The organism is Kitasatospora sp. NPDC127067 (assembly GCF_042724755.1).
GTDB lineage: Bacteria > Actinomycetota > Actinomycetes > Streptomycetales > Streptomycetaceae > Kitasatospora > Kitasatospora lactacystinica.
This window is the reverse complement of sequence record NZ_JBHXEM010000073.1, coordinates 33,720-43,934: the sequence shown is the minus strand read 5'-3', so window position 1 is coordinate 43,934 and position 10,215 is coordinate 33,720. Positions and strand designations below refer to the sequence as shown.

The window sequence follows — 10,215 nt, the reverse complement described above, 5'->3', positions numbered from 1 at the left end:
CTGGGGGCGACTGGTCGCAGAGAGACACTGTGACGTCGGAAGCCGCGGAGCCGGGAGGCCGCGGAGCCAGTCCACGAACCGACCGGTTGCTCCACATCAGGCGGATGGTGCACTTCCCACCAGGTGCCGGTGCGTTGCCGGGACATCCGAGCCGGATACGGCTCCTGGTCTGAATCTCCGTCAAGGGTCCTCGGGCCTGCCGGGTCGACGCGCGCGACCGGGAAGACCGCGCGCGCAGCTGTCGATCCAGGGCCCGCCCACCCGGTGACGCCCCTTCTCGGCAGATCGCGACCCGTCCCGAGTGCCCGTACCTCCACCGAGCTCGCCCTGGACGGCCGGCTTGTACTCGGCGAGGACCAGTTCCTCGACATTCCCGTGCGCTTCGGATACCGCTGCAGCGACCCTCTCGCTGCCACGGTCGCAAGCAGCTGCGCATCATGCTCAGCGGACACGAGGGCGCGGCCCTGGTCGACATACCCGCCAGGCAGCTTCGCCGCTGGCTGCGGAGGGAGAGCTTCACCCTGGTTCCCCCTGGCACGGAGGAGCACCTGATCGACTGGGACACCGAGCTGGACGGCCTGGTGAGCGGACGCTGAGCGTCACCCACCGACCCCCTCTCCCTGCCGACCGACCTGGGCGGGCGTCGCGGACTTCCGCGGCAACCGCCCAGGCCATTCGCTTGGGCGCCCGCGTCGGTGACCGCGCGCCGCAGCCCGTCGGCCTTCCACTGCGTACGCGAGGCCTCCTGCGGTACATCTCATCCGTGGGCCCCTCAAGCGTGCAATCGGGCCACCGTGCCGGCCAGGCCCGGCGGGCCGGGCGCACGACCGCTACGCGTTGCTCTTGACGGCCTCCGGGATCGTCTCGCCCAGCATGAAGCCCGGGTACCGGCCGGACAACTCGCCTACCTCCGGCGGTTTCCTTCCCCTCGGCCGCGACCGGGCAGCCGCAGCCCCTCGCTGGTCAGGAAGTAAGAAGACCGGCAGCACGACGAACACGGCGAGTGCGACGACCGGGGCGGTCAGCGCATCGACCGCACCGGCGAGAAGATATGCCACCACTCCGGCCCACGAGCGGAGCCTGCCGTGAGCGACGTAGGAGAGTTCGACAGCGTGGTGCAGCAGCTCCGGACGCCGGTGAACCGCTGTCCCCGCCCGGCGGCGGAGCGGATGCCGCCGGTGACCCGCTCAAGGAGATTTGGAGCCATGCGAGCAACCCTGCTGTACGGAGCCGGAGACGTGCGCGTCGAGAACGTGCCCGACCCGGTGATCAAGAACCCCACCGACGCGATCGTGCGGGTGCTGCGCGCCGCGGTCTGCGGCAGCGATCTGCACCCCTGGTTTCGCTCCTCCACCACGGTGCCCCACACCTCATACGTGACGGGGTCGAGAACAATGACCGTTCCCCTCTTGAGCGGCCCCACCTGCTCGCCCTGGAGAGGGCCAGCTACGCGACCAACGGCCACAATCGGCACCCCGCCGCTCGGGATCCAACCAGTCACTCGCGGTCGGCCGCCGCACACCTGGCCCTCCTTTGCTGGCGCTGAACCCGAAGGAGTCCCTATCTGAGGCTGCAGCCCGGACCGATCCCTGAGGAACTACCCCTAAGGGCGTAGACACGCTCGCCGGCGGGAATGGCACGGTCGTAGTGCAACGCCATCAGCCGTGAGAAGGTACCAAGCATGAGTGCAGTAAAGTTTATCCTCAATGTCATCTGGTTGGTTTTCTGCGGAATTTGGATGGCTCTTGCCTACGTTCTCGCCGGAATTATCTGCTGCCTTCTCGTAATTACCATCCCATTTGGCATTGCCTCGTTTCGGATCGCCGGGTTCATCCTGTGGCCGTTCGGGCGCACCGCGGTGGAACGGCCGGACGCCGGGCCGGCGTCCTGCGTGGGGAACGTCATCTGGCTGGTCTTCGCCGGGTGGTGGCTGGCGATCGGGCACCTGATCACCAGCATTCCGCTGTTCCTGTCGATCATCGGCATCCCCTTCGGCTGGGCCAACCTCAAGATGATCCCGATCTCGCTGATGCCGCTCGGCCGCGAGATCGTGCCGACCGACCAGGAGTGGGGCGCGCGGTAACCGCCACGAGCACCGATGGCCGACGAGGACGGAGATCCTCGTCGGCCATCACTGTTTTCGCCGGTCGGGCCCGTGGCAGTGCCAGGCGGAGGCGGAGGGGTGAACCTGCTCCACGCCGGGCGCCGGGACGCGATCCCGTTCGCAGTGGTGCCGCCGTCGGATCCGGCTCGGCCCGGGCATCTTGCGCGCCACACACTCGTTGACGTACTTCCGGGCGCGAACGAGCAGACGGTCTGGTCCTGTTGACTGGATGTCTGTACAGTCAACCGTCATGGCGGCCGAAGCCCTGGAGCCCGCGTGTCACCTCGCTCACCTCATGTCAACGCCCGGCTGCGGGAAGCGTCCCGCGAACGGATCGTCACCGCCGCCATCGACGTCCTGGCCGGAAAGGGCTTCCACCAGGCCACCGTCTCCGACATCACCGAGCAGGCAGGTGTCTCGCGCGGGCTGATCAGCTACTACTTCCCGACCAAGCACGCACTCGCGGACGAGTTGCTGGACCGCTACCTGGAGGGCATCCACCAACTCCTGGACGTCGAGGGCACTCCGGACGAACGGTTGTCCGCCATCATCGACCGCGCGCTGCTGGCGGCCCACCGCACGCGTCACATCCAGCAGATGGCCCTGGGCCTCATGATCGATCCGGGGACGCACCCGCTGTACGCGGCGGCGGAGGCCAGGAAGGACCGGCTGCTCTCCGAACTGGAGGAGCGGCTCCGCGAGTTGTTCCACTCCCGCGGGGCCGAGGACCCCCACCTGGAGGGGATCATGCTCCGCAGCCTGCTGGAAGGGGTGACGGTCAAACTCGTCATCTACGCCGACCAGTACCCACTGGAGCCGATCCGCCGCCGGATCCACGCGATGTACCAACTTTCTTGTCCAACAACTGATCTGATCGAGGATCAACCTCGGCCGGCCGGGCCGATGCGCGCCACCGGCGCGACGCCCGAGCCGACCGGCCCGTCACAGTGAACCCACACGGCCGGGTCACCCACCGCGCCGGCACGTTCTGGAGACGCGTATGACGTCCGCTGATTTCGCCGTCGCGGCAGCGACGGCTGCCGACCGGCCGTCCGGGACCGGACCGCCGACCGTCGCCCGACCGCCCGCCGCCACCGGCCCGTTCCCGATGGAGACGGTCGGGCGGGCCGGCGAGCTCGCCGAGGTACTGGCCGTGCTCGAACGGCCGGACGTCGACGGCGTGCTGCTGTCCGGGGCGCCGGGGATCGGCAAGAGCCGGCTCGCCGAGGAGGTCGCGCTCGCCCACCGGACCCGCACCGGCGGAACGATCGGCCGGATCGCGCCGGCGCCCGGGGACGGCTGGGCGGACGGCCTGCGCCGCTGGATCACCCGAACCCGCGATTCCGACGACGCCCCGTCCGTACTGCTGTTGGACGGCGCGCGACGCGACCCCGACCGGCAGGTCCTGGCCCGACTGGCCCGGGCGCTGGCCGGGACGGGCGTCAAGGCCCTGGTCACCGCGCGCCGGCCGGTGGCGCAGGACGGCTTCGCACACCGGAGCGTTCCCCCGCTCCCGGTGCCGCTGGACTGCTGCGCCATCGACGTCGAGGCGCTGGCCTCGGTGCCCTCCGTCGAGCTCTTCGTGGCCTGCCTGCGCGCCTTCAACCCCGCTTTCCAGGTCGAGCGGCACAACCAACTGGCCGTCGCCCGCGCCTGCGTGGAACTCCACGGCAACCCCGGGGCGATCGGCCTGGCCGCACGGATCGCGGCCCTGGAGGGGCCGGAGGTCCTCTGGGCCGCGCTCGACGGCCAGTCCCCCCGGGCCGGAGCGCTTGCGGACCGGCCCCGGCCCGCCATCGACGGCCTCGCCCGGTTACTGGACGCGTACGGCCCGGACGACACCGAACCCGAAGCGCTGCGCGGCCTGAGCCACGCCGGACGCCGACTGCTCGCCTGCGCCCGCGTGTTCAGCGGCGGCGCAGGACCCGAGTCGCTCCGGCAGATCTCCGGGGTCGGCCTCGACGAGTACCCGGCCGCCCTGGAGTCACTGCTCGGCCGGCACCTGCTCAGCCTCTCCGCGCTTCCCTCGGGCCGTCTCGACGGCTACACCCGAACCCGGCTGCACCTCTCCTTCGGCCGCTGGTCGTACCGACCGGACAAGCAGACGGGTGAGTCGGCGAACGGACTGGAGGACGTCCGGCTCGCCCACGCCCGGCACCACGCCCGGCTGGCCGGATCCACCGTCCGCCTCATGACGGGCGGCCCGCAGGCCGGGGGGATCATCGCGTTCCGCAGCGAGGAGGGGAACATCCGCCGGGCGCTCGACACACTGGTCGCCGCCGGGCTCGCGGAAGAAGCACTCGACCTCGCCGAGCTGTCCCGGGTGTACCACTACGCGATCGGCACCCCGTTCGACTGGCCCGCCGGACTGGCCTCGCTGGGCGGCCCCGACGCCGACCGGGACAGCCGGCGACGGACGGCCCTGCTGCTGGCCGAGGCCGCCGTCCGCAACGACGAGCCGGAAGCGGCGCTGGCCATCCTCGACGGCGTTCAGCCCGGCGACGCGGGACACGAGGACCCGGCGGACGGCCGGTTCACCGTCAGGATCACGCACCTGCGCGGGATCGCCATCACCCCGAGCCGCCCGGACGAGGGGCTCGCACTGCTGCACCGGGCCATCGAACCGGGCGCCGACGGCGGCCACCTGGCCCGTCGCCGGCTGCTCGACACCGCGCTGGCCGAGTTCCTCCACCGCTCCGCGGGCGCCGCGGCCGCGCTCGCCACCCGCGCGCTCGCCGAGGCCATCCAGGCCCGGGACAACCTGGTCGCCGGCCTCGCGCTGCTGCACCTGAGCGCGTTCGCGGCGGCGGCGGGACGAGCGGCCGACTCGACCAACTACCTCGACCGCGCACTGGCCACGCTGCGCCCCCTCGGAGCCCCGGCCGCGCTCGGCGCGCTCCTCGCCCTGATGGGCAGCCCGCTGCTGCCGGGCCCCGCCGCGCGCGCCGCCGCGGTCGCCCGGGCGCTGGGCTGCTTCCACACCGTCCGGCGCCACCTGCTCGACGACCCGACGGAACCCGACTTCACCGTCGGCCGGGTCGAGCGGCGGCTGCTGCTCGGCGACCGCGAGTCGCTCGCCGCCATGGCGGCCGGTTCGGTGGTCGAACTCCCGGACCTGATCCGTGACTTCGCGCTCGGCTGCGTCACCGCGCGGACGCCCGGCGACCCGTCGGAACCCGTTCCGGACCGGCCCGCCGGGTCCCCCCGGGCCACGGCGGCCGAGCCGTCCTCCGACGCGGTGCTGACGCCCCGTCAGAGCGAGGTCGCCCGGCTGATCGCCGAGGGCCTGAGCAACAAGCAGATCGCCCGGCAACTGGCCATCTCCGAATGGACCGTGGTGAACCACATCCGCGAGACCATGCGCAAGCTCGGCTGCTCCTCCCGAGTGGCGATCGCCGGCTGGGTCCACCGCACCGCGTCGCCCCCCCGGGAGCGCTGAGCGCCGAACGCCGCCGCCGGCACGGGCCGAAGCCCGTGCCGGCGCCACGACACGGAGCCGAACGCTCAGTTGCAACCCCTCACGATGACGGTGACCAACACCGAGATCGAGACCGTGATCGCGGGCGTGAACCCCTCCGTCCCGTCGGGGATCGACACCAGGTCGTTCCGCGCCGCATTCGGCGTGGTGTAGGCGGAGTAACCACCCATCAGGTCACTGCTGTCCATGCTGACTCCATTCGCTCACACATCCGCTGCCGGTCGCAGCACCACGGGGACCCCGCCCCTTCGGACTCGGTCAGGTAGGCGGGCTGTACGGGGCGCGGAGCCCGACCGCCACGGGATCGCGGCGGCACGGGGTCCGTGCCATGGGAGCCCGAGCCGGACGCTCGGAGCGCCCCTCCTACAGGAGGGACATGGTGGCCGGGCTCACGATGATCGAGATCACCGAGATGAGGGTGACGACGGGCGTGAACCCCTCCGTCCCGTCGGGGATCGACACCAGGTCGTTCCGCGCCGCACCCGGCGTGGTGTAGGCGGAGTAACCACCCATCAGGTCACTGCTGTCCATGCTGACTCCGTTCGTTCACACGTCCGCTGCCGGTTGCAGCACCATCAGCACACCAGCCGCCGCCCCCACCCGCCCAGAGGCAGACAACTGCGCCCCCGGGGAGGCGAATCCGGATCTCCCGCCAGTTCCCTGCCGGCACGTCCGACGTCCGGTCGGAACCTCACCGTTGCGCCCGCCGTCCGGCAGGGACGTGCGGCGCACGACCCCGTCCGGCAGGGCTCTGCCACCCCCGCCGCGGGCCGTGCCCGGCAGGACCGTGCGGCTGCCCGTCAGGGGGCGCCGCCGCCTACCGTGGCTCCCATGGCAGCGACGATCACCGCGATCCGGGACACGGCCGGAACGCCGACGGGGCCGGTCCCCGCCACGGACCCCACCGGCGTCTTCGCACCGGTTCCACTCGACCACGTCCCCGATGTCGTCCAGGCTCTCGAACGCCTGGGCGTGGCACCGTTCGCGGACCGGACGCCCATCAGCCGGCCCGGGCGGAACGACAACTGGGCGGGCCCGACCGCCGACGGCCGGGAGGTGTTCGTGAAGCGGCTCGCGCAGCCGCTCGCCGCCGAACGCTTCGACCGGGCCCGCGCGTTCGAACAGGTGCTGGCCGCCGGTCGCCCTCCGGAGCACTGGCACTCGCCGGCCTTCCTCGGCGCCGACCCCGGGGCCCTGCTGCTGGTGCACGAGCGCCTGGTCGACGCGGTGCCGGGCAACCTGCTCGCCGATCAGGGCCGCTTCGACGCCGCGCTGTCGCACCGGGCCGGCCTGGCGCTCGCGGAACTGCACCGCATGCCGGTCCACCCCGCCGACCTGCCCGAACCCGCCACCGGAGGGCGGGAAGGGTCCACCGCCCGGCTGGTCGAGCTGACCGCCGAGGACTACGCCGCCGCCAGCGGGGGCGAGTTGGAGGTGTGGTCGATGCTGCAGCACGACAAGCGGGTCCGGGCCGCCCTGCGGGAACTGGCCGGGTCGAGCGCGGCCGCGCCCGCGGTGCCGATCCACGGCGACCTGCGGCTCGACCAGTTCCTGCTGTCCGGCGACGATCTGTACCTGACGGACTGGGAGGAGTTCCGGATCGCCGATCCGGCCCGGGACGTCGGCGCGTACGTCGGGCAATGGCTCCACCGGGCGGCCGTCGGAATGTTCGCGGGCCTCGGGCCGGACACCCCGGTCCCGCCCGCCGAGGTCCACGAGGCGCTGATGCGCAGCGGCGCCGAGCAGCTCGACGCGGTGCGTCCGCAGATCGCCGCGTTCTGGTCCGGCTACCGCCGGGTTCGCTCCGAACCCGCCGCCGACGAAAGGCAGTTCACCGCTCGGGTGATCCGGTACGCGGGCTGGCACCTGTTCGAGCGCACGATCGCCACGGCGGCCCTCACCCACCGCCTCACCGCCGTCCTCCGCGGGGCCGCCGGGGTGGGCCGCAACGCGCTGCTCGACCCGCTCCGGTCCGCCGAGGTGCTCGGCCTCGTCCAGGACTGACCGCGGGCCCACGCCCACTCGTACGGATCGACAACGGGATCAGGAGACGATCGTGTCCCATCAGCATTCCCCGGCCCCGCTCTCCCCGGCCCTGCGCGCGGCGCTCGGCGGCCTGCGGATCACCGACGGCACGCCGCGGGTCGAGGTCGACGACGACCTGGTGGTCGCCGCGGACACCTGGGGCGAACTGCGCTCGGCGCTGGCCGGCCTGCTGTACGAACGCTGGCACGCCGGCATCGTGCGCCAGGAGGGCCCGGCCCGGATGCCGCGGCGCAGCGAGACCTTCGAGCGCGAACTGATCGCGGCCACCGGCCACACCCGGACCGTCGCGGCGGGTGTGCTCCGCTCCCCGGTCGAGGCAGCCGACGGCGGGGCGGACGGTCCGGTGCGGGTCGAGTTGGGCCGGGTGCTGGTCGGCGTGCGGCCCGGCGCGGTGCGCTCGGACGGGCCGCCGGCCGTCGGCAGGCCCTGCGTGGTCGAGCTTCCGGCGGTGCGTCCGGCGCTGTCGCCCGGCTTCCTGCTGGTCGACGGGCCCGACGGTTCGCCGGTCCGGGCCGGCGAGGTGCTGCGGCTGTACGTGCACCTGGCGGAACCCGGTGCCGCCCCGCCGGTGTGGCGGGCGCTGCTGGAGCGGCTGGCGGGCCTGGGTGTGCGGTACCGGGCGAAGGTGCTGTCCCGTCCGTGGACGTATCCGCGGCGGGACGCCGTGGTGGTGTACCTCGGCGCCGCGGACGCGGCCGTCGCGCCGGTGCTCGCGGACGCCGTGGCGGGCCTTCCGGGAGTCGCCGGGGACGCGTCGGTCTTCGCCTCCCCGCTGCGCCCCGGTGTCGCACTCGCCTGGGAGCCGCGCGACGAGCGGGACGGCTGGGGCGGGCGCAGCTTCGGCCAGCACCGGGCGGCGGCGGTCGCCGACGGTGTCGTGCGCCGTGCGACCGATCCGGCGGGCCCGTCGCTGGAGGAGCAGGTCGCCCAGGCCCTGCGCGAGGCGTCGGCGTCCCCCGCCGAGCCGGCCCGCAACCTCGGTTCGCCGGCCCTGCCGGCACCGGCCGTGCCGGATGCGGCCGTGCCGGATGCGGATGTGCCTGATGCGGAAGTGCCTGATGCGGAAGTGCTGGTCTGAGGTGGCGGGGATGACGAGTTCGCGCAAGGTCTCGGTGCTGTATCCCCTCCAGGTCCAGGACCCGCGGGATGTCCTGCCGCTGGCCGAGCTGGTCCGGGAGGGGGTCGCCGCGCGGCTCTGGCTGGGCCAGTCGGTGGCGTTGGAGTCGCATCATGTGCTGGCGTATCTGGCGGGTGCGGGCTGCCGGATCCCGGTCGGCCTGTCCGTGGCGCTGACGGCGCTCCGGCATCCGTACGACGCGGCCGTGCAGGCCCGCACGCTCGGCGCGCTGACGGGCCATCCGCCGGTGGTGGGTTACGGGGCGGGCGAGCCCGGCTTCGTGGCCGCGCTGCACGGCGCGCCCTACGCCCGTCCGGCGGCGGCGGTGGCGGAGTACCTGGACGTCCTGCGCCGGCTGCTGCACGAGGGGCGGTTGGACCACCACTCGGGGCCGCTGTTCCCGATGCGCGGGGTGGTGCTGCCCAGGATGTCGGCGCCGGCCGGAACCACGCCGCCGGAGGTCGGCGCGGGTGTGCTGCGCCCCGGCATGGCCCGGGCGGCGGGTTCGGTGGCCGACACGGCGATCACCTGGCTGACGCCGCCCGACTATGTGCGGGACGTCCTGGCTCCGGCACTGGAGAAGGGCGCCCGCGACGCCGGGCGCGAGCGGCCGCGGATCGTCACCGTCGTCCATGCCGTGCTGGACCGGCCGGGGCGCAGTGCGATGGTGCTCGCCCAGCGCGGGACCAGATTTCATCTGTGTGCGCCCCACTACGTGGACATGCTGCGCCGGGCGGGTCTGGACCTCGATGTGTCCGACCCGGTGTCGTCCGCCCGGGAGTTGGTCGAGGAGGGCGTCTTCCTGTTCGGCGGTCTCCGGGAGATCCGGGCGGGCATCGAGCGCCATTTCGAGGCCGGTATCGACGAAGTGGTGATCAACCCGGTCGCTGTCGCGGAGTCCTACGGCGTCCCGGCGGCGGTCGCCGACCTGCGGGAGATCCTGGAGGGCGGCAACCCGGACCGGTCCCTGAGGAACACCCTCTGAGGGCCCTCGGCAGGAGGGGAAGCGCAGGTCCGTACGGGACGGCGGTCACCCCGTGAGCCGTCCCTCCAGGGCCCGCAGGTCCGCGGTGAGCGCGGTGCGCACCTGGTGGGACAGCAGCGGGCCGGTCAGGCGGAAGCCGCCGCGGACGCGGATGCGGGCGAAGGTGCCGGCCTGGGTGGGCTCGAAGGTGTAGGTGACGCGCATGGGCATCGGTCCGGCGACGGAGACCATGTCGAGGAGCGTCGGCGGGTCGTGGCGTGCCACCCGCAGCACGTACGAGAAGGTCCGGCCCAGGAAACGGGCGGTCCGGGTGATCTCGGCGCCCGCGCCGAGGCCGCCGGTGTCGGCCTCCCGGGTGAGGGTGGCGTCGCGGATGCCCTGGGTCCACTCGGGGTCGTGGCGCCAGTCCATCGCGTAGGCGGCGACCGTGGCGGGCGGGAGGGGGATCAGGCGTTCCACTGTGACGTCGAGGGGCATGATCACAC

Annotated in this window: 10 protein-coding genes and 1 pseudogene; 8 read left to right on the top strand and 3 right to left on the bottom strand. The window is 73.0% G+C overall.

The window, feature by feature from the left end; all coding sequences use genetic code 11:
* The first annotated feature begins 437 nt into the window (after window positions 1–437).
* The 5 genes and pseudogenes from ACFWJ4_RS26260 (at window position 438) to ACFWJ4_RS26240 (ending at window position 5,543) form a co-directional block, all read left to right on the top strand.
* Window positions 438–596, top strand: a complete 159-nt coding sequence (locus tag ACFWJ4_RS26260; protein WP_380547635.1) for a hypothetical protein — start codon at window positions 438–440, stop codon at window positions 594–596.
* A gap of 609 nt (window positions 597–1,205) precedes the next feature.
* Window positions 1,206–1,340 (top strand): annotated as a pseudogene (locus ACFWJ4_RS26255) (IMP dehydrogenase); the annotation flags it as partial.
* A gap of 341 nt (window positions 1,341–1,681) precedes the next feature.
* The gene (locus tag ACFWJ4_RS26250; RefSeq protein ID WP_380547632.1) at window positions 1,682–2,083 is read left to right on the top strand and encodes a YccF domain-containing protein; all 402 of its coding nucleotides are present in this window, start codon (window positions 1,682–1,684) and stop codon (window positions 2,081–2,083) included.
* A gap of 297 nt (window positions 2,084–2,380) precedes the next feature.
* Window positions 2,381–3,055 carry a TetR/AcrR family transcriptional regulator gene (locus ACFWJ4_RS26245; RefSeq protein ID WP_380547629.1) on the top strand — a complete coding sequence of 225 codons (675 nt, stop codon included), beginning with the start codon at window positions 2,381–2,383 and terminating at the stop codon, window positions 3,053–3,055.
* A gap of 49 nt (window positions 3,056–3,104) precedes the next feature.
* Complete coding sequence (locus ACFWJ4_RS26240; RefSeq protein WP_380547626.1) at window positions 3,105–5,543, top strand: LuxR C-terminal-related transcriptional regulator; 2,439 nt, start codon at window positions 3,105–3,107, stop codon at window positions 5,541–5,543.
* 65 nt (window positions 5,544–5,608) lie between these two features.
* Here ACFWJ4_RS26240 and ACFWJ4_RS26235 read toward each other — a convergent pair whose 3' ends face one another.
* Both ACFWJ4_RS26235 and ACFWJ4_RS26230 read right to left on the bottom strand, forming a co-directional pair.
* On the bottom strand, window positions 5,609–5,770 hold the full coding sequence (locus tag ACFWJ4_RS26235) for a hypothetical protein (protein WP_359905491.1): 162 nt from the start codon (window positions 5,768–5,770) through the stop codon (window positions 5,609–5,611).
* 175 nt (window positions 5,771–5,945) lie between these two features.
* A complete protein-coding gene (locus ACFWJ4_RS26230) occupies window positions 5,946–6,113 on the bottom strand; it encodes a hypothetical protein (protein ID WP_380547623.1) in 168 nt (55 codons plus the stop codon).
* Between the two features lie 300 nt (window positions 6,114–6,413).
* Between ACFWJ4_RS26230 and lxmK the strand changes: the two genes are divergently transcribed.
* Genes lxmK through ACFWJ4_RS26215 form a run of 3 tightly spaced genes read left to right on the top strand, consistent with a single transcriptional unit; the run spans window position 6,414 to window position 9,730 of the window.
* The gene (gene lxmK, locus ACFWJ4_RS26225) at window positions 6,414–7,586 is read left to right on the top strand and encodes a class V lanthionine synthetase subunit LxmK (RefSeq protein ID WP_380547620.1); all 1,173 of its coding nucleotides are present in this window, start codon (window positions 6,414–6,416) and stop codon (window positions 7,584–7,586) included.
* Between the two features lie 52 nt (window positions 7,587–7,638).
* On the top strand, window positions 7,639–8,706 hold the full coding sequence (locus ACFWJ4_RS26220; RefSeq protein ID WP_380547617.1) for a T3SS effector HopA1 family protein: 1,068 nt from the start codon (window positions 7,639–7,641) through the stop codon (window positions 8,704–8,706).
* A 10-nt stretch (window positions 8,707–8,716) separates the two neighbouring features.
* On the top strand, window positions 8,717–9,730 hold the full coding sequence (locus ACFWJ4_RS26215; protein ID WP_380547614.1) for an LLM class flavin-dependent oxidoreductase: 1,014 nt from the start codon (window positions 8,717–8,719) through the stop codon (window positions 9,728–9,730).
* Between the two features lie 45 nt (window positions 9,731–9,775).
* Here the strand turns inward: ACFWJ4_RS26215 and ACFWJ4_RS26210 are convergent, their stop codons facing one another.
* Window positions 9,776–10,207, bottom strand: coding sequence for an SRPBCC family protein (locus ACFWJ4_RS26210; RefSeq protein ID WP_380547611.1), 432 nt, complete (start codon window positions 10,205–10,207; stop codon window positions 9,776–9,778).
* Between the last annotated feature and the right edge of the window lie 8 nt (window positions 10,208–10,215).

Coding starts and splice junctions, on each gene's coding strand:
- ACFWJ4_RS26260 (WP_380547635.1), top strand. CDS start 438: ATGCTCAGCGGACACGAGGGCGCGGCCCTGGTCGACATACCCGCCAGG.
- ACFWJ4_RS26250 (WP_380547632.1), top strand. CDS start 1,682: ATGAGTGCAGTAAAGTTTATCCTCAATGTCATCTGGTTGGTTTTCTGC.
- ACFWJ4_RS26240 (WP_380547626.1), top strand. CDS start 3,105: ATGACGTCCGCTGATTTCGCCGTCGCGGCAGCGACGGCTGCCGACCGG.
- ACFWJ4_RS26235 (WP_359905491.1), bottom strand. CDS start 5,770: ATGGACAGCAGTGACCTGATGGGTGGTTACTCCGCCTACACCACGCCG.
- ACFWJ4_RS26230 (WP_380547623.1), bottom strand. CDS start 6,113: ATGGACAGCAGTGACCTGATGGGTGGTTACTCCGCCTACACCACGCCG.
- lxmK (WP_380547620.1), top strand. CDS start 6,414: ATGGCAGCGACGATCACCGCGATCCGGGACACGGCCGGAACGCCGACG.
- ACFWJ4_RS26215 (WP_380547614.1), top strand. CDS start 8,717: ATGACGAGTTCGCGCAAGGTCTCGGTGCTGTATCCCCTCCAGGTCCAG.
- ACFWJ4_RS26210 (WP_380547611.1), bottom strand. CDS start 10,207: ATGCCCCTCGACGTCACAGTGGAACGCCTGATCCCCCTCCCGCCCGCC.